This window comes from Variovorax sp. 10N412 (assembly GCF_056394985.1).
In genome coordinates this window covers 103503-127760 of the sequence record NZ_JBFTIO010000003.1, presented here as the reverse complement: position 1 = coordinate 127760, position 24258 = coordinate 103503, and the positions used below count along the sequence as shown (strand labels likewise).

Annotated in this window: 25 protein-coding genes and 1 pseudogene; 17 read left to right on the top strand and 9 right to left on the bottom strand. The window is 69.8% G+C overall.

Annotated features, from left to right (window positions below; genetic code table 11):
* The first annotated feature begins 81 nt into the window (after positions 1-81).
* A complete protein-coding gene (fba, locus tag AC1DJH_RS09915) occupies positions 82-1146 on the top strand; it encodes a class II fructose-bisphosphate aldolase (RefSeq protein WP_478185560.1) in 1065 nt (354 codons plus the stop codon).
* Between the two features lie 107 nt (positions 1147-1253).
* Entirely contained in the window at positions 1254-2159 is a 906-nt protein-coding gene (locus AC1DJH_RS09910; protein ID WP_478185559.1) for a phosphoribosylaminoimidazolesuccinocarboxamide synthase, read from the top strand.
* 52 nt (positions 2160-2211) lie between these two features.
* On the opposite strand, the gene AC1DJH_RS09905 is transcribed toward AC1DJH_RS09910, so the two are convergent.
* The 4 genes from AC1DJH_RS09905 to AC1DJH_RS09890 form a co-directional block, all read right to left on the bottom strand.
* The gene (locus AC1DJH_RS09905) at positions 2212-2673 is read right to left on the bottom strand and encodes an META domain-containing protein (RefSeq protein WP_478185558.1); all 462 of its coding nucleotides are present in this window, start codon (positions 2671-2673) and stop codon (positions 2212-2214) included.
* Between the two features lie 62 nt (positions 2674-2735).
* Entirely contained in the window at positions 2736-4016 is a 1281-nt protein-coding gene (locus AC1DJH_RS09900) for a type II toxin-antitoxin system HipA family toxin (protein ID WP_478185837.1), read from the bottom strand.
* 41 nt (positions 4017-4057) lie between these two features.
* Positions 4058-4366: a helix-turn-helix domain-containing protein gene (locus AC1DJH_RS09895; protein ID WP_472112769.1), complete on the bottom strand. Its 309-nt coding sequence runs from the start codon at positions 4364-4366 to the stop codon at positions 4058-4060.
* A 136-nt stretch (positions 4367-4502) separates the two neighbouring features.
* Positions 4503-5423, bottom strand: a complete 921-nt coding sequence (locus AC1DJH_RS09890) for a tetratricopeptide repeat protein (RefSeq protein WP_478185557.1) — start codon at positions 5421-5423, stop codon at positions 4503-4505.
* Between the two features lie 36 nt (positions 5424-5459).
* Here AC1DJH_RS09890 and purE point away from each other — a divergent pair.
* The 3 genes and pseudogenes from purE to AC1DJH_RS09875 all read left to right on the top strand — a co-directional run.
* Positions 5460-5957, top strand: a pseudogene (gene purE / locus AC1DJH_RS09885) (5-(carboxyamino)imidazole ribonucleotide mutase); the annotation flags it as partial.
* Positions 5958-6079: 122 nt separating this feature from the next.
* Positions 6080-7276: a 5-(carboxyamino)imidazole ribonucleotide synthase gene (locus AC1DJH_RS09880; protein ID WP_478185556.1), complete on the top strand. Its 1197-nt coding sequence runs from the start codon at positions 6080-6082 to the stop codon at positions 7274-7276.
* Positions 7273-8283: an L-threonylcarbamoyladenylate synthase gene (locus AC1DJH_RS09875; protein ID WP_478185555.1), complete on the top strand. Its 1011-nt coding sequence runs from the start codon at positions 7273-7275 to the stop codon at positions 8281-8283. The genes AC1DJH_RS09880 and AC1DJH_RS09875 overlap by 4 nt, the downstream gene beginning before the upstream one ends.
* 110 nt (positions 8284-8393) lie before the next feature.
* Here the strand turns inward: AC1DJH_RS09875 and AC1DJH_RS09870 are convergent, their stop codons facing one another.
* From AC1DJH_RS09870 to AC1DJH_RS09860, 3 genes are all read right to left on the bottom strand, one after another.
* A complete protein-coding gene (locus AC1DJH_RS09870; protein WP_478185836.1) occupies positions 8394-9968 on the bottom strand; it encodes an alpha/beta hydrolase family protein in 1575 nt (524 codons plus the stop codon).
* A 154-nt stretch (positions 9969-10122) separates the two neighbouring features.
* Positions 10123-11559, bottom strand: coding sequence for a D-alanyl-D-alanine carboxypeptidase/D-alanyl-D-alanine endopeptidase (dacB, locus tag AC1DJH_RS09865; protein WP_478185554.1), 1437 nt, complete (start codon positions 11557-11559; stop codon positions 10123-10125).
* A 7-nt stretch (positions 11560-11566) separates the two neighbouring features.
* Positions 11567-12166: a GDP-mannose pyrophosphatase gene (locus tag AC1DJH_RS09860; protein WP_478185553.1), complete on the bottom strand. Its 600-nt coding sequence runs from the start codon at positions 12164-12166 to the stop codon at positions 11567-11569.
* 80 nt (positions 12167-12246) lie between these two features.
* Between AC1DJH_RS09860 and AC1DJH_RS09855 the strand changes: the two genes are divergently transcribed.
* From AC1DJH_RS09855 to pyrF, 5 genes are all read left to right on the top strand, one after another.
* Positions 12247-13014 (top strand): DeoR/GlpR family DNA-binding transcription regulator, encoded by a 768-nt coding sequence (locus AC1DJH_RS09855; protein WP_478185552.1) that lies wholly within the window; start codon positions 12247-12249, stop codon positions 13012-13014.
* Between the two features lie 123 nt (positions 13015-13137).
* Positions 13138-13845, top strand: a complete 708-nt coding sequence (gene tsaB / locus AC1DJH_RS09850; protein ID WP_472125107.1) for a tRNA (adenosine(37)-N6)-threonylcarbamoyltransferase complex dimerization subunit type 1 TsaB — start codon at positions 13138-13140, stop codon at positions 13843-13845.
* Between the two features lie 21 nt (positions 13846-13866).
* Entirely contained in the window at positions 13867-14409 is a 543-nt protein-coding gene (rimI, locus tag AC1DJH_RS09845; RefSeq protein WP_435487564.1) for a ribosomal protein S18-alanine N-acetyltransferase, read from the top strand.
* On the top strand, positions 14406-15221 hold the full coding sequence (locus tag AC1DJH_RS09840) for a uracil-DNA glycosylase (RefSeq protein ID WP_478185551.1): 816 nt from the start codon (positions 14406-14408) through the stop codon (positions 15219-15221). Before rimI ends, AC1DJH_RS09840 begins: the two co-directional genes overlap by 4 nt.
* A gap of 79 nt (positions 15222-15300) precedes the next feature.
* The gene (gene pyrF, locus AC1DJH_RS09835) at positions 15301-16125 is read left to right on the top strand and encodes an orotidine-5'-phosphate decarboxylase (RefSeq protein WP_478185550.1); all 825 of its coding nucleotides are present in this window, start codon (positions 15301-15303) and stop codon (positions 16123-16125) included.
* A gap of 6 nt (positions 16126-16131) precedes the next feature.
* Here pyrF and AC1DJH_RS09830 read toward each other — a convergent pair whose 3' ends face one another.
* Positions 16132-16866, bottom strand: coding sequence for a helix-turn-helix domain-containing protein (locus AC1DJH_RS09830; RefSeq protein ID WP_435437466.1), 735 nt, complete (start codon positions 16864-16866; stop codon positions 16132-16134).
* A gap of 138 nt (positions 16867-17004) precedes the next feature.
* Here AC1DJH_RS09830 and AC1DJH_RS09825 point away from each other — a divergent pair, with 138 nt between their 5' ends.
* From AC1DJH_RS09825 to AC1DJH_RS09795, 7 genes are all read left to right on the top strand, one after another.
* Entirely contained in the window at positions 17005-17859 is an 855-nt protein-coding gene (locus AC1DJH_RS09825) for a hypothetical protein (protein ID WP_435437467.1), read from the top strand.
* Positions 17860-17873: 14 nt separating this feature from the next.
* Positions 17874-19829 carry an MFS transporter gene (locus tag AC1DJH_RS09820; RefSeq protein ID WP_478185549.1) on the top strand — a complete coding sequence of 652 codons (1956 nt, stop codon included), beginning with the start codon at positions 17874-17876 and terminating at the stop codon, positions 19827-19829.
* Between the two features lie 116 nt (positions 19830-19945).
* Positions 19946-20452, top strand: a complete 507-nt coding sequence (locus AC1DJH_RS09815; protein ID WP_478185548.1) for a YiaA/YiaB family inner membrane protein — start codon at positions 19946-19948, stop codon at positions 20450-20452.
* Positions 20453-20479: 27 nt separating this feature from the next.
* Positions 20480-20938: a hypothetical protein gene (locus AC1DJH_RS09810; protein ID WP_472125096.1), complete on the top strand. Its 459-nt coding sequence runs from the start codon at positions 20480-20482 to the stop codon at positions 20936-20938.
* A gap of 65 nt (positions 20939-21003) precedes the next feature.
* Positions 21004-21747, top strand: coding sequence for a DUF2145 domain-containing protein (locus tag AC1DJH_RS09805; RefSeq protein ID WP_478185835.1), 744 nt, complete (start codon positions 21004-21006; stop codon positions 21745-21747).
* Positions 21748-21766: 19 nt separating this feature from the next.
* A complete protein-coding gene (locus AC1DJH_RS09800) occupies positions 21767-22840 on the top strand; it encodes a serine endopeptidase (protein WP_478185547.1) in 1074 nt (357 codons plus the stop codon).
* Between the two features lie 123 nt (positions 22841-22963).
* Positions 22964-23350, top strand: coding sequence for a DUF3597 domain-containing protein (locus tag AC1DJH_RS09795; RefSeq protein ID WP_435437472.1), 387 nt, complete (start codon positions 22964-22966; stop codon positions 23348-23350).
* Positions 23351-23477: 127 nt separating this feature from the next.
* Here AC1DJH_RS09795 and AC1DJH_RS09790 read toward each other — a convergent pair whose 3' ends face one another.
* Positions 23478-24254: an SDR family NAD(P)-dependent oxidoreductase gene (locus AC1DJH_RS09790; RefSeq protein ID WP_435495863.1), complete on the bottom strand. Its 777-nt coding sequence runs from the start codon at positions 24252-24254 to the stop codon at positions 23478-23480.
* Between the last annotated feature and the right edge of the window lie 4 nt (positions 24255-24258).

Genomic DNA, 24258 nt, shown 5'->3' with positions numbered 1-24258 from the left:
GGGGGGTCTCGGTAGAATTGCGGCAGTTTTCTCTCGTCTTTCCGCCTTCTTCTTTCCCTAATTCCCGCGAGGTATTTCCCTATGGCACTCGTCTCGATGCGCGAACTGCTCGACCATGCCGCAGCCAATGGCTACGGCATTCCGGCCTTCAACGTCAACAACCTCGAACAGGTCCAGGCCGTGATGGAGGCCGCCAAGGAAACCGGCGCGCCGGTCATCCTGCAAGCCAGCGCGGGTGCGCGCAAGTACGCCGGCGAAGCCTTCATCAAGCACCTGATCCAGGCCGCCATCGAGCAGTACCCGAACATTCCGCTGGTGATGCACCAGGACCACGGCCAGAACCCCGACGTGTGCAAGGGCGCCATCGACCTGGGCTTCAGCTCGGTCATGATGGACGGCTCCCTCGAGGCCGACGGCAAGACCATCGCCAGCTACGAGTACAACGTGGACGTCACCAAGAAGGTGTCCGACATGGCCCACCGCCTGGGCGTGACCGTTGAAGGCGAGCTCGGCTGCCTCGGCTCGCTCGAAACCATGAAGGGCGACAAGGAAGACGGCCACGGCACCGACGACACCATGACGCGCGAGCAGCTGCTGACCGACCCCGAGCAGGCCGCCGACTTCGTCAAGCGCACCCAGATCGACGCACTGGCCATCGCCATCGGCACCAGCCACGGCGCCTACAAGTTCACGCGCGAGCCCACCGGCGACATCCTGGCGATCGACCGCATCAAGGAAATCCACCGCCGCATTCCCAACACCCACTTGGTGATGCACGGCTCGTCGAGCGTGCCGCAGGACCTGCTGGCCATCATTCGCCAGTACGGCGGCGACATGAAGGAAACCTACGGCGTGCCCGTGAAGGAAATCCAGGAAGCCATCAAGCACGGCGTGCGCAAGATCAACATCGACACCGACATCCGTCTGGCCATGACCGGCGCGGTGCGCAAGTTCCTGGCCGAGCACCCCGACAAGTTCGACGCCCGCGAATGGCTCAAGCCGGCGCGCGAAGCCGCCAAGCTGATCTGCAAGCAGCGCTACATCGAGTTCGGCTGCGAAGGCCAGGGCGCCAAGATCAAGGGCGACACGCTCCAGGTGGTTGCCGCCCGCTACGCCAAGGGCGAGCTGGCGCAGGCCGTGGTCTGACAACTTCCGCGTGATTCGAAGGCCACCGTTCGCGGTGGCTTTTTTCTGCGCGCACAATCCGCTTTCACCGTCTTTTCGTTTCCGTCGTTTTTCACCGCATCTGCCCCATGACCACCGTCCACACCTCCTCCATCCAGAGCCTGCCCCTGCTTGCGCGCGGCAAGGTGCGCGACAACTACGCCGTCGGCGAAGACCGCATCCTGATGGTCGCGAGCGACCGGCTCAGCGCCTTCGACGTCATCATGGGCGAGCCCATTCCCGGCAAGGGCGAGATCCTCACGCAGATGGCGCTGTGGTGGTTCGAGCGGCTCGGCCAGCTCTGCCCCAACCACCTGACCGGCGACGCGCCCGAGAGCGTGGTCACGGCCGAGGAAGTGCCCCAGGTCACCCAGCGCTCCATGCTGGTCAAGCGCCTGAAGCCGATTCCGGTGGAGGCCGTGGTGCGCGGCTACCTGGCCGGCAGCGGCTGGAAGGAATACCAGGAAACCCAGTCGGTCTGCGGCGTGCCGCTGCCCGAGGGCCTGACCAACGCGAGCAAGCTGCCGCGCCCGATCTTCACGCCCGCCGCCAAGGCCGCGGCCGGCGAGCACGACGAGAACATCACCTACGACCGCGTGGTGGAAATCGTCGGCCCCAAGCTGGCCCAGCAGATCCGCGAGACCAGCATCGCCATCTACGAGACCGCCGCGCAGATCGCCCTGGCCAAGGGCATGATCATTGCCGACACCAAGTTCGAGTTCGGCCTGGACGAGGCCGGCACGCTGGTGCTGATGGACGAGGTGCTCACGCCCGACAGCTCGCGCTACTGGCCGGTGGAGGGCTACCAGGCCGCCCTGGCCGCCGGGACCAACCCGCCGAGCTACGACAAGCAGTTCGTGCGCGACTGGCTCGAAGCCACCAAGATCAACGGCAAGCCCTGGGACAAGACGCCCCCGGCGCCGCGCCTGCCAGCCGAGGTCATCGAGAAGACGGCCGCCAAGTACCGCGAGGCGCTGGAGCGGCTGACCGGCTGACCCGGCGTTCTCTTCAAAAGCAAAGACCGGCCGAGGCCGGTCTTTTTTCGTTTCAGCGGCCGCCGCCGATGAGCAACGCCACCGTCCGCCCACGCGCATCCAGCAGCGCGAGCCGGCCCGGGCCTGCCAGGCTGTAGCTCGCGGTGCTCTGCAGCGCGGAGATGAACTGCGCCTCGTTGGCCCCGCGCGCAGGGTCGAGGCAGGCCATGCGGGTCGAGGCCATCTGGCCGATCTTCAGCGCACTGCCCGCGCGCGTGAAGGTGCCCGAGATGCGATTGCAGCCGCCCGAACCGCTGACGCGGCCGCTGCTGCGGTCGAACTGGACCTGCGCCTCGCCGCCCGGCGCGACGGGCTCGTCGCCCAGCTGGACCAGCCGCCAGGCCGGGCCTTCGATCGGCTCGTCGAGGCTGATGCCGCTGCCGCAACCGGTCAAGGCCGTCAGCAAAGCCGCCGTTGCGAGGGCGGGAAGCGCTGTACCGCGGGAGAAGCGTGCGAGGCGGGCGAAGGAGCGCATGGCCGGTCTTTCCTTTTCGATCTGCAACAAGTTGAATCGGGCGTGATCGTATGCGAGCGCGTCTAGCTCGCCAATGCCACGCCACCGGCCAGCCGGGCCTTCACGCAGCGCCGCACGCTGTCGGGCGTGTCGTCGCGCGCGAGCAGCGCGGGCCAGTCGGCCTGTGCCTGGCGCACGGTGTCCTTGGCGATGGTCATCAGCCGCGCGGGGCGCAGCAGGCCCGCCGAGCGCAGCAACGCGTCGAGCGCGTCCCAGTCGAAGGCGCGCAGCTTGGCGTCGATGGCGCGGTTGACCCCGTAGTCCGAAGGCGGCACGTCCTCGAAGAAGGCCGCCACGCAGACGGGGTCGTACAGCGGCGCGAGCACCGGAGCCACGCCGTCGGGGTAGCGCAGCGCCCAGTTCTTCAGGTGCGCGTCGCTGTTGCCCAGCAGGATGAACGCCACGATGCGCCGAACGCATTCGCGCACGTCGGCCACCGGGTTCGGCGACAGCCGGTCGAGCACGCGCAGCATGGCGGGCCAGTCGACGGCGAGGCCGCGCCCGTATTTCTGGCGCGGCTCGTACTGCAACACCTGCGCGAACTCTTCCATGTGAATGCGCCCGCCGTCGGCCGTGCGGTCGAAACGGCGCACGGCGAGCAGCTGCGTGAACGGCACCTGTTCGGGCAGGTCCGCATCGGCGCGACCGATGACGCTGGCCTCGGCGCAGTCCAGGCCGAGCGCGCCGCACAGGCGGTAGCCGGTGAACTCGTTGTCGACCAGGTCGGGGTGGCGCGTGGTCGGCAGCTTGAGGATGAAGGAGCCCGCCGCGCCATGGCGCTTGACCACGTAGCGCCGGCCGTCCTGCACGGCGGAGAACTTGGTCACCACGCCGGGCAGGGCCGCGGCGTCTTCCACCGGCATTTCGACGAATCCCGGTTCCAGCACGTCGAGCCCGAGCGCCGTGTGCCAGTGGCGCACGGTGTCGGGAATGCCTTCGGCCGCGGGCACGGGCTCGACCTCGAGCGCGCCCATCAGGTCGTGGCCGGCGGCGGCCAGCAGCTCGAACTCATCGTCGGCGCTGCAGCCGCGCTGCTGGGCCAGGCGCTCGCGGTTGTGGCCTTCGGGCAGCAGGTTCTGGAAGTAGGTGGGCCAGTGCCCGTCGCCGCGCGAGACGCGAGCGTCGCGGGCCGAGGCGAGGATGGCGCGGGTGGCGGCCTCGTCGGCGCCGCGGTAGGCCAGGGAGAGCGTCGGGCGCCCGGCGTCGCCGATGTATGCGTCGTCGAACGACACGCGCAGGATGTCGCCGTACTGCGAGAGATAGCCGACGGCGCGCCGTCCGCCGTCCGGTGCGTGCAGGGACATCCGCAGGTAGCGGATGCCGGTGTTGAATGCGGCGGCTGTGCTCACCGCCCTTCGTCGGCCAGGCTCTGTGCGATGGAGGGCGGCGCGCCCACGCCCGCCGGCTGGCCCAGCAGGCGGCCGCCCGAACGCACGAAGTCTTCCAGTTGCGGGCGCAACGCGGCGGGCACGGTCATCAATTCGAGTCCCAGCACGCGCGCCATCTCGAGCAGGGTGGACAGGCGTGGATCGATCTGGCCGCTTTCGATGCGCTGCACCGTCATGCGCGACAGGCCTGCCTGGGTCGCCAGCGCTTCCTGGCTCCAACCCCCTGCCTTGCGCGCGCTCGACAGTTCTTCGATGACTTGGCTCATTGAAATATGCTTTTCTTCAAAAAAGAGTAGCAATCTTATCTATGTGAGAACCGTTGGGCAATTTGCAGATGCAAAAAAAGCGACCTGAAGGTCGCTTTTCATTGAATTTGAGCGCCCAAAGGCGCATTGGCGAAAATCAGCTCAGCACCACGCTGCTCAGCCGGCGCCGGTAGGTGGCCACCACCGGATCGTCCGGCGGAATCTGGCCGTCGGCGACCTTTACCTTGGGCGGCTCGATCACGTCGAGGATCGCCACGTACGTCTTGCGGGCGAGCTCTTCGCTCCAGGACTTGTCGCGCATCAGGATGTCGAGCAGCTCGTCCATGGCGTCGGTCCATCGCTGCGCGGCCATCAGCAGGCGGGCACGGGCGAAACGGGCGTCGAAGTCGCGCTTGTTGGCGGCAATTTGGGCCTCGAAATCCGCCATCGCGGGCGCCACGCCTGCGGGTGGTGCTGCAAAATCGATAGCATCCATCCAGCGCTGCAGCGCGTCGAAGCGGCGCACCAGGCCGGTCTTGGCGATCACCGGCGCGAAGGCGACCTTGGCGTCGTCGAGGCGGCCTTCCAGCAGCAGCAGCTTGATGTAGTCGAAGCGGGCGTCGTCGTTGGCGGGGTCGGTGGCCACGGCGTGCTGCAGCTTCTCGAGCGCGCCCTGGGTGTCGCCCTCGGCCAGCGCGTCCTGTGCCGCGGCTTCTTCGGACGCGGCTTGCGCTTCGTCGGCGCCGGGCACATGCTTGTCGAGGAACTCGCGGATCTTCTCGGCCGGAATGGCGCCGACGAAGCCGTCCACCGGCTGGCCGTCCTTGAACATCACGCAGAACGGAATGCTGCGCACGCCGAACATTTCAGACAGCTGCGAGGAAATCTGCGGCACCTTGTCGGCGTCGAGCTTGGCCAGCGTGAAGCGCCCGGCATATTCGACCTCGAGCTTTTCGAGCACCGGCCCGAGCTGTTTGCACGGTCCGCACCATTCGGCCCAGATGTCCAGCAGCACCGGCGTGGCGACGGAGCCTTCGACCAGTTCGGCCTGAAAATTTTCGAGAGTGATGTCGATCATCGGAACCAGCTGGGGGTGAAACGTAAAATTGAAACCATGAACGAAACCATTCAGGTCGGTGTAGTGATGGGCTCGAGCTCCGATTGGGAGACGATGCGCAACGCGGTCGAGATTCTCCAGCAATTCGGAATCAGCCACGAAGCAAAGGTGGTCTCGGCCCACCGGATGCCCGATGCGCTCTTTGCGTACGCCGAAAGCGCCGCGGGGCGCGGGCTCACCGCGATCATCGCGGGCGCGGGGGGCGCGGCCCACCTGCCGGGCATGCTGGCGTCCAAGACCACGGTGCCGGTGCTCGGCGTGCCGGTGGCCAGCCGGCACCTGCAGGGCGTCGATTCGCTCTACAGCATCGTGCAGATGCCCAAGGGCGTGCCGGTGGCCACCTTTGCCATCGGCAACGCCGGCGCGGCCAACGCGGCGCTGTTCGCGGTGGCGATGCTGGCGGTGAACGACCCGGCGCTGCGCGCGCAGCTCGACGCCTTCCGCACGGCGCAGACCGCCGCCGCCGAAGCCATGACGCTGCCGCCGGCCCCCGCCGGCGAGGCGGCCCCGGTTCGCGCCGGCGAGGCCGCCCCGGTTCGCGCCGGCGAGGCCACCCCGGTTCGCGCCGGCGAGGCCGCGCCGGTCTCCCCCTTCTCGCCGCAAGGCGGAGGTGCCCTGTGAGCGGCCATGAAGGCGATCTGCCGGTTCTTCCGGGCGCCACGCTCGGGGTGCTCGGGGGCGGCCAGCTGGGGCGCATGTTCGTGCACGCCGCCCAGCGCATGGGCTACTTCACGGCGGTGCTCGACCCCGACGCCGACAGCCCCGCCGGCCGCGTGAGCCACCACCACATCCACACCGACTACGACGACGTCGACGGCCTGGCCCGCCTGGCCGGGCTCGCCGACGCGGTGACGACCGAGTTCGAGAACGTGCCCGCGCCCTCGCTGGAGCACCTGGCGGTGGCCCGCCCGGTGTCGCCCGCCGCCTCGGCCATCGCCATCGCGCAGGACCGCATCGCCGAGAAGGCGCACTTCACGCGCTGCGGCGTGCCCTGCGCGCCTTATGCGGCCATCGAAACGGCCGCGCAGCTCGCCGCCGTCGACGACGGCCTGCTGCCCGGCATCCTGAAGACCGCGCGCCTGGGCTACGACGGCAAGGGCCAGCAGCGCGTGAAGACGCGCGCCGAGCTGGTCGAGGCCTGGCAGGCCACGGGCTGCGTGCCCTGCGTGCTCGAGAAGATGCTGCCGCTCGAGTTCGAATGCTCGGTGATCCTGGCGCGCGGGCGCGACGGGCAGGTGGTGCATTTTCCGCCGCAGCGCAACCTGCACCGCGACGGCATCCTGGCCGTGACCGAGGTGCACGCGCGGAACATGCCCAAGACGGTGGCGCAGGGCGCGGTCAATTCCGCGAAGAGCATTGCCAATGGCCTGGACTACGTGGGCGTGCTGTGCGTGGAGTTCTTCGCGCTGGCCGACGGCTCGCTGGTGGTCAATGAAATGGCCCCGCGCCCGCACAACAGCGGCCACTACACGATGGAAGCCTGCGACGTGTCGCAGTTCGAGCTGCAGGTGCGCACGCTCGCCGGCCTGCCGCTGGTCGCGCCGCGCCAGCACAGCCCGGCCATCATGCTCAACCTGCTGGGCGACCTGTGGTTCGTGCAGGGAGGTGACACCCCCGTCACGCCGCGCTGGAGCGAGGTGCTCGCGCTGCCCGGCGCCCACCTGCACCTGTACGGCAAGGTCGACCCGCGGCGCGCCCGCAAGATGGGCCACCTGACCTTCACCGGCGCCACGCTCGACGGCGTGCGCGCCGCCGCGTCGCAGGCCGCGTTGCTGCTGGGCCTGCCCGCGGTGACCACCGCCGACCTCGCATGATCCTGGACGGGCGCTCGCCCCAGGCCATCGACGCCATTGCCGAAGCCGCGCGCGTGCTGCGCGCGGGCGGCCTGGTCGCGTTCCCGACCGAGACCGTCTACGGCCTGGGGGCCGATGCCACCAGCGACATGGCGGTTGCCGGCATCTTCAAGGCCAAGGGGCGGCCTTCGGACCACCCGCTGATCGTCCACGTGGCGGCCGGCATCAAGGGCACCGAGGCGCTGTCGCGCTTCGCCCAGCCGCTGCCGCTGTTCGCGCAGAAGCTGGTGCAGGTCTTCTGGCCCGGCCCGCTCACGCTGATCGTCACGCGCCAGCCCGGCGTGGGCGCTGCCGCCGCGGGCGGGCAGGACACCATCGGCCTGCGCTGCCCTTCGCATCCGGTGGCGCAGGCGCTGCTCGAGGCCTGCGCCGAACTGGGCGTGCCCGGCGTCGCGGGGCCCAGCGCCAACCGCTTCGGCCGCGTCAGCCCGACCACCGCGCAGCATGTGCACGACGAGTTCGGAGACGACCTGCTCGTGATCGACGGTGGCGCGTGCGAGGTGGGCATCGAGTCGACCATCGTCGACTGCAGTCGCGGCGCGCCGGTGCTGCTGCGCCCGGGCGTCATCACGCGCGCGCAGATCGAGGCCGCCTGCGGCGAGAAGCTCAGCGACCGCGATGTGCTCGACACGCCCGACCCGCGCGCCTCGGGCACGCTGGAGGCGCACTATGCCCCCAACGCCAAGGTGCGGCTGATGGATGCCAAGGTCCTGCAGGCCGGGCTCGACGTGCTGGGCGCCAACGCGGCGCACATCGCCGTGTGGGCCCGCGCCCCGATGCGCACCCGCTCGCAGCGCCTGCTGCTGCGGCGCATGCCCGACGACGCGGCGGCCAGCGCGCAGCAGCTGTTCGCCGTGCTGCGCGAGTTCGACGCGCAGGGCGCCAAGCTGATCTGGATCGAAACCCCGCCCGACACGCCCGAGTGGGAAGGCGTGAAGGACAGGCTGCAACGAGCGTCGGCGGCCTGATCCAGGAACACCAGGGAACCGGCTTTGCCGGGCCTCAGGTGTTGCCCCAGGTAGGGGGGAGGAGCAGCGACACGAAGTGCGCGCAGCCTGGGGGCGGGCCCTGACCCCGGTCAGCCGCCGGCCGCCAGCACGCCCTGGAAGAAGCCGCGTGCCGCGGCCAGGCAGAACGGCGGCGCCAGCGTGCCGTGGTACGCCAGCGTGACCGCCTGGGCCTTGTCCGCCGCGCTGCCGGTCGTGCTCTGCACCAGCGACGCCTTGGCCTGCGCGAAGCCGGCGCGCGCCGTCGCATACACGTCGACCGCGGCCGAGTCCTCCAGGTCGACCACGGTCAGCGCGGCGGCCGGCATGCCCTTGGCGCGGAAGTAGCCGGCGGTGGCGCGGGTGCTGACGAAGTTCACCGTCGGGTCGTTGGCGCCGCCGCACATCAGCACCGGCCTGGCGGGCACCCAGTTGCGCAGGTCGTTGGCCACGGCCGCCTTGCGGAAACCCGTGGACGGCGTGCAGCCCAGCGGCGTGGCCGTGCTCAGCGAAGCTGCCGTGGCCGGCAGCGCATTGCCTGGGCAGGGGTTGGACTGGATGTCGGCGGCCGCCTGCGTCAGGTAGCTCTGGCGCACCAGGTTGTTGGCGCCGTAGAAGATCGCGAGCTGGCTGTTCACCGGCCCCGGCGTGGCATTGGCCGGGAACAGCGCCAGCTGCGGCAGCTTGCCCGAGCTGAACAGCGTGTCGGGCGCGAGGCTCGGCAGCAGGGTCTCGATGCCGCTGGCGTACTGCGCTTCGTACACGTCGCCAGGGGTGCCGTAGACATTGCCGAACTGCTGCTGCCAGCTGGTCGACAGCAGCGGCACGAACAGCGTGGCGCCCAGCGCCGGCCAGCCCTGGAAGGCGTAGTCGGTCAGCAGGCTGATGGCCGAGGGCGCCGACAGCGGGGCCGAGGCCGTCACCGTCCTGCCCGTGGCCTGCATCTCGCGGTGGGCCGCCATGGCCACGTAGCCGCCCTGCGAGTAGCCGGAGATGAACAGCGAGCCCGCGTCGTTCGCCCCGATGCTCGCAAAGGTCTTGCGCGCCGCGGTGAGCGCATCGACCATGTCCTTGCCCTGCTGGTCGCCGTTGAGGTAGGGGTGGTAGGGCAGCGTCGACTTGTCGTAGCCCGCGTAGTTGGGCGCCACCACGATGTAGCCCTGCGCCGCGAAGGTGGCCGCGATCAGCAGGCCCTCGCCGGCGGCGGCCTGCGTGCTGTCGGTCCACTTGGCCAGGTTGTAGTTGCGTGCCGCCGTGGTGCCGTGCGCATAGAGCACCACCGGCCGCTGGCCGCTGCAGGCCACGTCGGAGCCCGTGGGCACCATCACGGCGGCGGTGGCGTTGGTGGCCTCGTTCTTCGCGCCGACGGTGCGGTATTCGAGGTAGCGCATGTCGATGCCGCACTTGGGCGTGCCCGCGACCTGCAGCAGCGCGCTGCCCTGGGCGCTGGCCTGCAGGCTGGCCTTGAACTGGTCGGCCGTGAGATTGGCCGTCTGCTCGGGCGGGCTGGTGACCACCGAGCCCCGGCCGGTGTCGGCCGCGGGCAGCGGGGTCCCGACCCCCACCCCGATGCCGCCACCCCCACCCCCGCCCCCGCCGCCACCTCCCCCGCAGGCCGCGAGCAGCAGCGTGATGCCCGCGAGTGCCGCCGTCCGGTGCAGCCGCACAGGCGGGGTGGAGGTGTGTTGTGTTTGTTGCACGGGTTTGTCTCCTGCGTTGGAATGAAATCGAACGAGCGTCCGATTCTGTTCAGCAGCGAGGCCCCACGCAATCGGTGTTCGCCTACAGGACGTCGCCCGCAGCGGCCCACCCTCCGAGGGCTCAGTTGTCCTGCGACGCCCAGTCGACCAGCGCGTCGAATGCCGCGCGCGCCGCGCCCGCGTTCTCGCCGTTGGCGATGGCCACCAGCACATAGCGCCGCCCGCTCGCGCCGTCCACGAAGCCAGCCACGCCCGAGGCGTCGCGCAGCGTGCCGGTCTTCAGGTGGGCCGAGCCGCCCGAGCGCAGCGTGCGCTTCTTGAGCGTGCCGTCCACGCCCATGGCGGGCAGCGAGGACATCAGCTCCGGCATCACCGGCGAGCGCCACGCCACCTGCAGCATCTTGCCCAGCGCCGCGGCGCTGATGCGCTCGTCGCGCGACAGGCCCGAGCCGTTCTCGAACACCGGCTGCGCCTCGCCCGTGCCGATGCGCTCGCGCCACCACTGGCCCAGCGCGGTGCGCGAGGCCTCGAAGGTGCCGCGGTTCTTCTGCGTGAGCCCGATGGTCAGGAACAGCTGCTGCGCCATCACGTTGTTGCTGTACTTGTTGATGTCGCGAATCACCTCGGCCAGCGGCGGCGACTCGAACTCGAACGCCGGCTTCAGCCCCGCCGGCACGCGCCCCTCGCGCATCTGCCCGCCCACGCGGCCGCCCATCTCGGCCCACAGGCCGCCGATGGCGCGCAGGGCGTAGGTGCGCGGGTCGCCGTAGGCCACGGCCCAGCTCTTCTCGCCGCAGCCGGCAGGCAGGCCGCCGTTGAAGCGGATGCGGTTCACGTCGCTGAAGTCGGCGCGCAGGGCCGTGCGCCAGTCGCCGCATTCGCCGGGCACCAGCGGCACGGTCGCCGGCATCGCCACGCTGGCCAGCGGGGGCTCGTAGCTCACGCGGGCGACCTGGCCCGCGCGGTCGGGCGCGAAGGTCATGTTGACCGACTTGAAGTTCACCAGCAGCGCGTCGGGCGAGGCGTTGTACGGGCGCAGCGGCTCGCCGTCGAAGGCGCCCGGGTCGCCCTCCACGGTGGTCTCGAAGGCGCTGCGGTCGATCACGATGTCGCCGCTCACCGTGGTGATGCCCAGCCCCTGCACGTGGCGCAGCAGCAGCCACACGCGCTCCAGCACCAGCTTGGGATCGCCCTGGCCCTTGATGTAGAGGTTGCCGTTGAGCACGCCGTTGGCCACCGTGCCTTCGACGTAGACCGGCGTGGTCCAGCTGTAGGCCGCGCCGAGCATGTCGAGCGCGGCGTAGGTGGTGACCAGCTTCATGATCGACGCCGGGTTCACCGGCACCTGGGTGCGCCAGGCCAGGCGGGGCTGGCGTGTGCCGTCGGCTTCGGCCACCAGCATGGTGACGGACTCGCGCGGCACCTTGGCGCGGGCGAGGGCGGCGTCGACTTGCGGGGGAAGGGCTTGAACCTGCTGCGCGAAGGCTGCGGCCGGGGCCAGCAAGGAAACGAGGGGAAAGGTCAGTGCGCAGGCCGCGCGGCGGAGGGCAAAAGGCATCCGCCCATTATCCAGACGCAAGTGACGCAGCGAACACGTGCAGCTTCGCGTGGTAGAGCAGCATCACCGTCTTGGCGTCGGCGATGCGCCCGTCGGCCACCATGGCCAGCGCCTCGTCGATGCCCAGCTCCAGCACCTCGATGTCCTCGCCTTCCTCCGCCAGGCCGCCGCCCGCGCCGATGCGCATCGAGGGCTCGTAGGGCGCGATGAAGAAGTGCAGCTTCTCGGTCACCGAACCCGGGCTCATGAAGCTCTCGAAGATCTTCTGCACGTTGCCGAGCCGCAGGCCCAGTTCTTCCTCGACCTCGGCGCGGATGCGTTCCTCCGGCGCGGCGTTGTCCAGCAGGCCGGCCGCGGCCTCGATCAGCAGGTCGTCGTGGCCGTTGACGAAGGCCGGGTAGCGGAACTGGCGCGTCAGCAGCACCGTGCGCTGCGCCAGGTTGTAGGGCAGCAGCGTGGCGCCGTTGCCGCGGTCGTAGGTTTCGCGGTGCATGCGCTGCCACTGGCCGTCGTTGCGGCGCCAGTCGAAGGCGGTGGTGCGCAGCGTGTACCAATGGTCGGAAAGCAGGGTGACTTCGTGCACCCGGACGCGGTCTTGGAGGGTCATGGGCGGCGAGCATATGTGCATGTTCGTGCAAAAACAAGAAAAAACGTGCAATCGGCTGTTCGGGCCGATACCATCGACCGATGCTCACCCGCCAGCGCAAGCAACACATCCTCTCGGTCCTGGAGCGCGACGGCCACGTCGTGGCGAAGGCGCTCAGCGACGAACTCGGCCTGTCGGAAGACACCCTGCGCCGCGACCTGCGCGAGCTGGCGGCCGAGGGCCTGCTGCTTCGCGTGCACGGCGGCGCGTTGCCGATCGCGGCGGCCGAGGCCGACTTCGCCGGGCGGCAGCAGCTCGCGCCCGACGAAAAAGTGGCCATCGGCCGCGCCGCCGCGCGCCTGGTGAAGCCAGGGCAGGTGGTGTTCGTCGACGGCGGCACCACCGCCGTGCAGCTCGCGCGCCACCTGCCGAAAAGCCTGCAGGCCACCGTGGTCACGCACAGCCCGTCGGTGGCGGTCGAGCTGGTGGACCATGCCGGCATCGAGGTGGTGCTGATCGGCGGGCGCCTGTTCAAGCACTCCATGGTGGCGGTCGGCTCGGCGGCGATGGCGGCCATTGCGCGCATCCATGCGGACACGTACTTCATGGGCGTCACCGGCGTGCACGCCGAGGCCGGGCTCACCACGGGCGACCTGGAAGAGGCGGAGATCAAGCGCGCGCTGATGGCGGCGGCGGCCGAGACGGTGGTGCTGGCCTCGTCGGAGAAGCTGGGCGCGGCCTCGGCCTGGGTGGTCAACCCGGTGGGCGCGGCCACCCGCCTGCTGGTGTCGCCCGATGCGCCGGCCAAGGCGCTGGCGCCGCTGCGCAAGGCGGGGCTGGCGATTCTGCGGAGCGATGACGAGGGGTGAGCGCGGGGAGCGCGCGGTGTAAGCGCGGGATGAGCGTGGGGTGAGCGTGGGGTGAGCGTGGGGTGAGCGTGGGATGAAGGCCGGGTCACGGCACGAATGGGGCCGCCCCTCGATAATCGGCGCATGCCCCTCGCCTTGCCCAAGCTGCTTGCCTTCGACACCAGCACCGAGCACCTGTCCGTGGCCGTGCTGCACGGCGACACGCTGCGCGCGCACAACGGCGTGGGCGGCGCCCAGGCCTCGGCCACGCTGCTTCCGCTGATCCAGCAACTGCTGGCCGACGCCGGCCTCGCGCTGTCCGAACTCGACGCCATCGTCTTCGGCCGCGGCCCCGGCTCGTTCACCGGCCTGCGCACCGCCTGCTCGGTGGCGCAAGGGCTGGCCTTCGGCGCCAAGGTGCCGCTGGTGCCGGTCGACACCCTGCTGGCCGTGGCCGAGGAGGCGCGCCATGCCTTCGGCGCGCAGCAGGTGGTGGCCGCGCTCGACGCCCGCATGGACCAGATCTACGCCGCGCGCTACGACTTCGCCGCCCACGGCCCGCTCGGCGGCGACGACGAACCGCTGCTGCTGTCGCCCGAAGCGCTCGAAGTGCCGCCCGGCTGGGCGCTCGCCGGCACCGCCTTCGCCGCCTACGGTCCGCGCCTGGCCCCGGCCGCCGCCCGCCACGATGCCCTGCCGAGCGCCACCGCCTTGCTGCGGCTGGCCCCCGCGCTGCTCGCGGCAGGGCGCACCGTGCCGGCGGCACAGGCCTGGCCGCTGTACGTTCGCGATAAAGTGGCGCAGACCACCGAAGAGCGCGCGGCCATCAAGGCAGCCGCCGCCGCCCTCTGACACACCCACCCCCGACCCCGCATGAGCGCCGTCCTCCAGCCCGTCGAAGCCCGCCTCGAACCGCTCACCATCGAGCGGATCGATGCGGTGTGCGCGGTCGAGCAGACGGCCTACAGCCACCCGTGGACGCGCGCCAACTTCACCGACTCCATGGCCGTGGGCTACCACTGCCAGTGCCTTCTGGCGCCCGGCGTGGCGCAGGGCGTGCGCTCGCCGGTCACCGAGCTGGGCGAAACGCTGATCGGCTATTTCGTCGCCATGAAGGGCGTGGACGAGGTGCACCTGCTGAACATCACCGTGGCGCCGGCCTTCCAGCGCCAGGGCTGGGCGCCGCTCATGCTCGAGGCCCTGGGCGGCTGGTCGCGCGCCGAGAGCGCGCAGTGGCTGTGGCTCGAAGTGCGCCAGAGCAACCAGCGCGCGCTCGACATCTACCTGCGCCACGGTTTTCGCAGCGTCGGCGTGCGCAAGGGCTACTACCCGGCCCATGACAACAAGCGTGAAGACGCGGTCGTCATGAGCCTGCGATTGAATGAAACAGGCACCGCCTGGGGAGCCTTGCGATGAGTGCCGTGCAGACATTGAAGCTCGACGCGCGCCAGCGCGCGATGCTCGACGAGATGGGTGTGAAGGTCTGGTGGCCCGTGCCGGAGGTCGCCGAAGCGGTCGAGGCGGCGCCCGCTGCTATTGAAACAGTAGCGGCATACGCAGATGTGGCGAGCGCAGATGAGCGAAACGAGGCCGAAATGCCGGTCGCCGCACCGGCGCCCGCTCCTGCGCCTGCGCCTGTCACCCGGCCCGCCATGGCGCCCGCGCCGGTCGCCCGTCCGACCGCCGCGCCTCAGCCTCAAGGCGCCGCCGTGCTGGTCGAAGCGCCCTGCCGCCTCTATGCCGAAGCCGGCGCCGAACCCGCGCAAGGCGGCTGGCTCGTCGTCGCCGACATGCCGCCCGAGGCCGACGGCCGCCACGGCGAGCCTTTCGCGGGCGACGCCGGCCGCCTGCTCGACAACATGCTGCGCGCCCTGAAGCTGCACGACGGCCGCACGCCCGTGCACCTCGTGCGCACCCACCGCGGCGTGGCCGCCGGCCAGCCCGGCAGCCCGCGCGCGATGGACGAGGCCTTCGGCGAACACGCCGCCGCGCTCGCCCCGCGCGTCGTGCTGGCCATGGGCCCGCTGGCCGCGCAAGGCCTGATGCAAAGCGGCGATCCGCTGGGCAAGCTGCGCGGGCGCGTCGTGCCGCTGGCTGGCGTCGACGGTGCGTCGGTGGTGGCGACGTATCACCCCGCCTACCTGCTGCGCAATCCGGCCGACAAGGCGCGCGCCTGGGCCGACCTGTGCCTGGCCGCGGAACAGCACACGCCCACCCCATCGCCCTGAGGGGGCTGGCCGGCTGGCACAGCGGCGCAAACAGGCGCTGAAACAGCTGCCGGAGCGGGGCCGCCTAAAATCCCGGCCCATGACTTTCCTCGACAAGCTGGCCGCCGCACAGCAAAAAAACGGTTCGTTGCTCTGCGTGGGGCTCGATCCCGAGCCCGCCAGGTTCCCGGGGCAACTCAAGGGCGACGCCAGCCGCATCTATGACTTCTGCGCGCGCATCGTCGACGCGACGGCCGACCTGGTCATCGCCTTCAAGCCGCAGATCGCCTATTTCGCGGCCCACCGCGCCGAGGCCCAGCTCGAGCAGCTCATGGAGCACATGCGCCGCAACGCGCCCCACGTGCCCACCATCCTGGACGCCAAGCGCGGCGACATCGGCTCCACCGCCGAGCAGTACGCGCTCGAAGCCTTCGAACGCTACGGCGCCGACGCCGTCACTCTGTCGCCCTTCATGGGTTTCGACTCGGTGGCGCCCTACCTCAAGCACGAAGGCAAGGGCGCCTTCCTGCTGTGCCGCACCAGCAACCCCGGGGGCTCCGACCTGCAGGGGCAGCGGCTGGCGGACGTGGAGGGCCAGCCCTTCCTGTACGAGCACGTCGCCAAGCTGGCGCAGGGGCCGTGGAACCTCAACGGCCAGCTCGGCCTGGTGGTGGGCGCGACCTATCCGGCGGAAATCGAGCGCGTGCGCGAACTCGCGCCGACGGTGCCGCTGCTGATTCCGGGCGTCGGCGCCCAGGGCGGCGACGCGGTGGCCACGGTGCGCGCCGGCTGGCGCGCGGACGCGCCGATCATCGTGAACTCGTCGCGCGCGATCATCTATGCGTCGTCGGGTGACGACTTCGCCGATGCGGCGAAGAACGCGGCGCGCGGCACGCGCGACGCGCTGGAAGCCGCCAAGGCCTGAGCGACATCAGGCGCGGCGCAGCCGCGTGAACAGCTCGAACTCCCAGTTGCGCATGCCCAGCAGCAGCGTGTAGCCCTCGCGGTCCTTGGCCGACAGCTTCTGGTCGGTCTGGTGCTGCTGCGCAAAGTCCTGTGCCACGCGCTGCAGGCGCTCCAGGAAAGCGGGCGCCAGCGAGCGGCTGATCGAGCCGTGCACCAGCAGCAGCCCCTCGGCCGGGCCGTCGAAGCCGCCGCGGTAGTAGTCGAGCACCACGTTCTCGCGGAAGAACTCCATCACCGGGCCGTGCGGGCGCCAGCGGAAGGTCTTGGCCAGCTTCAGGCGATACCGGTTCAGCGGGCGCAGCTCGATGATGCCGATGCGGTCCAGCTGCGCCAGGCAGCCGATGCACTCGGCCTCGCTGATGCGGTAGGCCGTCACGATCTGCTCCAGCGTCCACTGGCTCAGCACGCTGATGGCCACCAGCAGCAGCTTCTTGTCTTTCACCACCGCCTTTTCCTGCTCCTGCGTCAGCTCCTTGAGCAGCGGCTGGGCGTCGGCCACGCGGCGGGCCAGCTCGGCAAAGTCGATCTTCAGCGCGCGGCAGATGGCGTCCACCCGCGACAGCGGCATGTCGCTCTTGGCCAGCATGCGCTTGACGCTGGACTCCGCCATGTCCAGCGACCGGGCCAAGTCGGCGTAGGTCATGCGGGCGCTTTTGAGTTCGTTCTTGAGGGCTTGGACGAGGTCGACGGTGGTGCTCATGAAGGTTCAGGTCAGGCGGAAGGTATTGAAAGAAGATACCCAAGGGTGTGAATTAGTACCTCGTATCGATTCTCGATGCCTGCAGGGAGGCTGGCAACCAGAATCCGCGGCTTGTTACCCCACCCACCGAGGTCCGCCATGCATCTGCCCTCTCTCAGCCGCCGCGAACGCGGACTGCTTTTCACCTTCGCGCTGCTCACGCTGATCGCCATCTTCGGCCCCGAGCTGCCGGCCGCCGACGTCGCCATCGCCTCGGTGTTCGCCGACGACCGCGGCTGGCACGGGCTGCCCAACGCCATGGACGTGCTGAGCAACATTCCGTTCGTGGTGGTCGGCCTGTGGGGCCTGTACCGGCTCAACCGCATCGACCGCTCGCACCAGCAGGCGCTGTCGGCTTTTCCGCTGGCGCCGCCGGCCAGCGACCCGCCCGACAACACGCTCGACTGCGCCTGGCTGTTCTTCGCCGGCCTGATCGCCGCCGCCGCGGGCTCGGCCTTCTACCATCTCGTGCCCGACGCCCCCCGGCTCGCCGCGGACCGCGCCGGCATGGCGGTGGCCTTCGCGGGGCTGATCGGCGTGGCGGTGTGCGAGCGGGTGAGCCAGCGCGCCGGCTGGCCCGCCGCCTGGTTCGTGCTCACGGCGGGCCTGCTGTCGGCCGAGGTGTTCCAGGAGAGCGGCAACGTGCTGCCCTGGGCGCTGGTGCAGTTCGGCGGCATGGCGCTGGTGCTCACGCTGGCGCTGTCCACGCCGATGCGCAAGTCGGTCGGGCTGAAGCTGGGCTGGGTGATCTTCTTCTATGTGGTGGCCAAGGGGTTCGAGCTGGCCGACCACCAGATCTACGAGTTCACGCGGCACACGGTGTCGGGCCACTCGCTCAAGCACCTGACGGCGGCGCTCGCCGGCCTGCCGGTGGTGTTCGCCCTGCGCAAGCTCGAAATGCGCTGGCAAGCCGCGCTGCGGCACAATCCGGGCGCCGCCGCCGTGGCAGCCTGAGGAGAATTCTTCGAATGACAAACCCCGCCGCTGCTGCAGCCACCCCCGTGGTCCACGAAGCGAACGCCCACGCCAACCAGTTCGCCCTCCTCAAGCAGCGGCGCTTCGCGCCTTTCTTCTGGACCCAGTTTGCCGGCGCGGCGAACGACAACCTCTTCAAGTTCGCCTTCACCGTCATGGTCACCTACCAGCTGCAGCTCAGCTGGATGCCGCCGGCCATGGCGGGCCTGGCGATCGGGGCGCTGTTCATCCTGCCGTTCCTGCTGTTCTCGGCCACGGCCGGCCAGCTGACCGACAAGTTCGACAAGACGAAGATGATCCGCTTCGTCAAGAACCTCGAGATCGCGATCATGTTCATCGCGGCCTGGGGCTTCGTCACCGCCAATGCGGTGGTGCTGCTGGGCTGCGTGTTCCTGATGGGGCTGCACTCCACGCTGTTCGGGCCGGTCAAGTTCGCCTACCTGCCGCAGGTGCTCGACGCGCGCGAGCTCACGGGCGGCAACGGCATGGTCGAGATGGGCACCTTCGTGGCCATCCTGCTGGGCCAGGTGGCAGGCGGGCTGCTGGTGGCGGTGCCGCAGGTCGGCCACATGAGCGTGGCCGTGGCCTGCGTGCTGCTGGCGCTGGTGGGGCGCGGCGTGGCGCAGGCCATTCCGCAGGCGCCGGCCACCGACCCCGCGCTGGTCATCAACTGGAACCCGTTCAGCGAGACCTGGCGCAACCTGAAGCTGGCGCACCAGAACGTGGTGGTGTTCCGCTCGCTGCTGGGCATCTCGTGGATGTGGTTCTTCGGCGCGGTGTTCCTGAGCCAGTTTCCGAGCTTCGCCAAGGAAGTGCTGCACGGCGACGAGCAGGTGGCCTCGCTGCTGCTGGTGGTGTTCTCGATCGGCATCGGCGTCGGCTCGCTGCTGTGCGAGACGCTGAGCCGCCGGCAGGTCGAAATCGGCCTGGTGCCGCTGGGGGCCATCGGCATGAGCGTGTTCGCGATCGACCTGTACTTCGCCTCGCGCGGCCTGCCGCAGGTGCCCGAGATGGGCATCGGCAGCTTCGTGCACCAGGGCGCGCACTGGCGCGTGATGGCCGACCTGGGGCTGCTGTCGCTGTTCGCGGGGCTGTACAGCGTGCCGATGTACGCGCTCATTCAGCTGCGCAGCCAGCCCACGCACCGCGCACGCATCATCGCGGCGAACAACATCCTCAATGCGCTCTTCATGATCGGCAGCTCGGTCATCGCCGGCGCGCTGCTGGGCGCGGGCTTCACCATTCCGCAGATCTTCCTGTTCACGGGCATCGCCAACGCGGTGGTGGCGTTCTACATCTTCATGCTGGTGCCCGAGTACCTGCTGCGCTTCGTGGCGTGGGTGCTGTCGCGCTTCGTCTACCGCTTCGACATCAAGGGCGACGAGCACATTCCCACCGAGGGCGCGGCCGTGCTGGTGTGCAACCACGTGAGCTTCATCGACGCGGTGCTGCTGATGGCGGCGAGCCCGCGGCCCATCCGCTTCATCATGGACCACCGCATCTTCAAGGTGCCGGTGCTGGGCTGGCTGTTCAAGCTGGCCAAGGCCATTCCCATCGCGCCGCAGAAGGAAGACCCGGCCGCCTACGAAGCGGCCTTCGCCAAGGCGCTGGGCGTGCTGCGCGAGGGCGACCTGCTCGCCATCTTTCCCGAGGGTGCCATCACCCGCGACGGCACGCTGCAGCCCTTCAAGGGCGGCGTGATGAAGATCATCGAGAGCGCGCGCGCCGAGGGCCTGGAGCCGCCCGTGATCCCGATGGCGCTGACCAACCTGTGGGGCTCGTACTTCAGCCGCATCGAGCTGCGCGGCGGCCAGAACGTGGCCATGGCCAAGCCCTTCCGCCGCGGCTTCTACAGCCGCGTCGGGCTGAACGTGGGCACGGCCGTGCCGCCGCTCGAAGTGCAACCGGCGTCGCTGCACCAGCGCGTGAGCGGGTTGCTCGGCGCCTGAAAGTAGCTCTCTGAGATACCGGTGGCGCCGCAAGCCGCCACCGGTGCAAGCATTCAAGCCTCGCGGTGCGGGAGCGAACCATCATTCGCCCACCTTCACTACGCCGCGAGGCACACATGCAACCCCTTTCATCCACGACCGTTTCCATCCAGCGCGATTCGCGGGCCTGGCAGTTCCAGACCTGGGCCTCTTTCGCGATCGCCGTCTTCCTGTGCGCCACCGGCTTGAGCTGGCTGCCGGGCGAGGCGCTGGACCGGGCGTTCATGGTGATGGGCTACGTGTTCTGCCTGAGCACGGCGTTCATGCTGTCCAAGTTCATCCGCGACGGCGAGCAGGCCGCCGCGGCCGCCGCTGGCTCCGCCACTGGCCGCGACGTGCCCCTGTGGCGCCTGGTGGTCTGGGGCAGCTTCTTCACCGCGATGGGCCTGACCGTGTGGGGCCTCGTGCGCATGGAGATCAATGACGCCTACAAGGCCTTCCTGGGCGTGAGCTGGTTGTTCCTCGTGAGCTCGGCCTTCACGCTGGCCAAGACGCTGCGCGACCGCCATGAAGCCGACATGGCCGAGGCCCGCCTGCAAGGCCGCCGCCTGGCCCGTGCCGAAGCTGCCGGCACCACGGAATAAGCAGTGCCCGAACAACGAAAGACCGTCATGAAAAAGTCCATTGCCGCCGTCCTGCTCGCTGCCTGCACGGCCTTCGCCGGTGTCGCGTTGCCTTTGCAGGCCCAGGCGCAGAGCGACGCCTCCGCGGCCCTGTCGATGATGCCGGTCGCCTCGGTGCTGGTCGCCGGCTCGGCGGTCGGCGCGTCGGCCACGGCGGTGGTCGCGGTGCCTGCCGCGCTGTCGGTGGGCGGCGCCACGCTCGTGGTGGTCGCGGTCGAAGCCTCGGTCGACGGCACGGTGTACGTGCTCGAACGCGCCTCGGACGGTGCACGCGCCAGCATCAAGGTGGCCGGACGCGCGGCCAACGGCGTGTCGAATGCCGTGGGCACCAGCGTGCTGGTCAGCGTGATCGGCGCGGGTGTGGTGCTGTCGGCCGCCGGCGAGGTGCTGGCCTTCGTGCCCAACGCCATCGGCCGGGCGCTGCTCCACAACGAGAGACTGTCGTGAAGCGCGCGTCTTCCCTTTCCGCCGCCGCCGTGTTTGCCGTCGTCGTTGCCGCGGCGGCGCTGCCGATGCAGGCGCAGGCCGGGCGCTCTTGCGAGCAGGCCAGGCCGACGCTCGCGGTCATCGTCAAGGGCATGCAGCTGGCCGAGCGCACCTCCCAGGCGCTCGACGCCAGCGGCGCGCGCGTGGTGATCCTGGCGCGCGCCGGGCAGGACCTGGGCAAGTACGGCCTGCGCTACTCGCACCTGGGCATCGCCTACAAGACCGACGCCGGCACGTGGCGCGTGGTGCACAAGCTCAACCAGTGCGGCACCGCGGTGGCGGACGTCTACCGCCAGGGGCTGGGCGAGTTCTTCCTCGACGACCTGTGGCGCTACGAGGCCGCCTGGGTGGTGCCTGCACCTGCCGTGCAGGCGCAGCTGATGGCCGCGCTCAACGAGCCGCCCGCGCGCATCGTGCGGCTGCACACCGCGCCGTACAGCATCGTGGGCTACGCCTGGGGCCAGAAGTACCAGCAGTCGAACCAGTGGGCGGTCGAGACGCTGGCCGCCGCCATGGAGCCCGCCACCGTCAACAGCCGCGCGCAGGCGCAGGCGTGGCTGCAGTTCAAGGGCTACGAGCCGACCACGCTGAAGCTCGGGCCGCTCACGCGGCTGGGCGGTCGCGTGGGCTCGGCCAACGTGGCCTTCGACGACCACCCGAACGACAAGCGCTTCAGCGACCGCATCGAGACCGTGACGGTCGACTCGGTGTTCGCATGGCTGCCGCGCGCCGGCCTGGGCGCGGCGCCCGTCACCCTCAGGATTCAATGAACAAGCAAGAAAGAACGGCATGAGCAAATCCCTGCGTCTGTCAGAAAAGTGGTTTCGCCGCGGCCTGTGGCTGGTGGCGTTCGTGTTCGCGAGCTTCCTCATCGGGCTGGGCAGCACCATCGTGGGCGACCTGCCCCAGGTCGAGCGCGTGCGCGGCATCGACGACTTCATCGACCTGCGCGCCGCGCAGCCGTTGCGCGCCACCATCGCGGCCTCGGAAGCCACCGAACTGCAGGCCGCGCGCGACCTCGACCAGATCCGCCTGCAGCTGCAGGCCGCGCAGCAGGCCAATGCCAATGCGCGCGAGACCTTCGGCAACTGGCTCGCCACGCGCCGCGCCACCGCGCAGCCCGACCAGGACACCGAGCTCATCGCGCGAACCAAGGCGCTCGACGCCTTCAAGCGCAAGGAAGAGGAGGTGCAGCGCCAGGTCAACGCGCAGCAGCAGATCACGCTGGACGCGCGCCAGGCCGAGCAGCGCGCACGCACCTCGCTCGCCGACCTGGAGCGCGACGCGCAGGTCAAGCTCGACGCCGAGTACCGCCGCATCGAACTGCGCGTGTTCGGCTACCGCCTGGCGCTCACGCTGCCGCTGCTGGTGGTGGCCGGCTGGCTGTTCGCGAGGAAGCGCAAGAGCACCTACTGGCCGTTCGTGTGGGGCTTCATCTTCTTCGCGCTGTTCGCCTTCTTCGTCGAGCTGGTGCCTTACCTGCCGAGCTACGGCGGCTATGTGCGCTACGTGGTGGGCATCGTGCTGACGGTGATCGTGGGGCGCTATGCCATCGTCGCGCTCAACCGCTACCTGGCGCGCCAGAAGCTCGCCGAGCAGCAGCCCGACCAGGTGCGGCGCGAAGAGCTCAGCTACGACACCGCGCTCGCGCGCCTGGGCAAGGGCGTGTGCCCTGGCTGCGAGCGGCCGGTGGACCTGAAGAACGGCGAGATCGACTTCTGCCCGCACTGCGGCATCGGCCTGTACGACCACTGTGGCGTGTGCGAGACGCGCAAGAGCGCGTTCTCCAAGTTCTGCCACGCCTGCGGCACCTCGGCGGCCGCGCCCGAATTGCCGCCGTTGGCGGCGCAGCCTGCGAACTAGGTCACGCACCGCGCCGCTTCGACACACCGTGTAGCGGGAGCGCCGCAGGCCCGTGCTACAACCTGCGGCTGCGACACGAATGTTGCCGCAGGTTATCAATCCCTCATTCCACGGAGCACTCGCATGAGCATTTTCGGCAGCATCCTCTCCAAGATCTTCCCGTCCGCGAACGCCGCGCCTGCACCCGCACCTGCCGCGCCTGCCGCGCCTGCTCCCGCCGGCGCACCCGCGGCCGCCGCGCCGCCGCCCGCCATCACGGTGGTGGACGTCGAGGCCCTGCTCGACGGCATGCCCGGCGCGAGCAGCCTGAACTGGCGCACCTCCATCGTCGACCTGATGAAGCTGCTGGGCCTGGACAGCAGCCTGGACGCCCGCAAGCAACTCGCCGCCGAACTGAGCTACGGCGCCGACACCAGCGACAGCGCCAAGATGAACATCTGGCTGCATCGCCAGGTGATGACCAAGCTGGCCGCCAACGGCGGCAAGGTGCCCGCAGAGTTGCGCGACTGAGCAAAAGGCAATAGCGAGATTTTTTCAGGAACACCGCGGAACCGGCTTCGCCGGGCCGCAGGTGTTGCCCCCGGCAGGGGGTTGGCGAAGCGACACGAAGTGCGCGTAGCCTGGGGGCGAGCCTGTTTCAGGTCCAGCCGGCATCCACGACATAGTCTTGCGCGGTGCACATGCGCGAGTCGTCCGCCGCCAGGAACAGCGCCATCGCCGCGATGTCCTCGGCCATCACGCGGCCCGGCAGGCATTGCGCCGCGTCGATTTCCGCGCCCGACTCGGGCTTGACCCACAGCTTGATCTGCCGCTCGGTCATGACCCAGCCCGGCACGATCGAATTCACGCGGATGTTCTGCTTGCCCAGGTCGCGCGCCAGCGAGCGCGTGAGGCCGCGCGCCGCGGCCTTGCAGGCCTGGTAGACGGGGTAGCCCTTGCCCTTGATCATCCAGCTGATCGAGCCGAAGTTGACGATCGAGCCGCCGCCCAGCGCGCGCATGTCGTCGGCCACCGCCTGCGCGGCGAAGAACTGGTGCTTGAAGTTGACGGCCACGAGCCGGTCGAAGTCGTCGCTGGTCACATCGGCCATCTCGTGGCGGCGGTCGTTGGCGGCGTTGTTCAGCAGCACGGCGATCGGGCCGAAGCGTTGGCGCACCGCGTCGATGGCGGCGGCGAGCGCGGCCGTGTCGGTCACGTCGCAGGCCACGAACAGGGCCGGGTGTTCGCCCTGCAACTGCGCCGCGAGCGCGTCGCCGGCGGCGGTGTCGAGGTCGCAGAAGCCGACCTTCGCGCCCTGCGCATGAAAGGCCCGCACCAGCGATTCGCCGATGCCGCTGGCACCGCCGGAGATGAACACGGTGCGCCCGGCCAGCGAGGGGTAGCGGGCAGTGTAGGGAGAGGATGCGTTGGTCATGGGC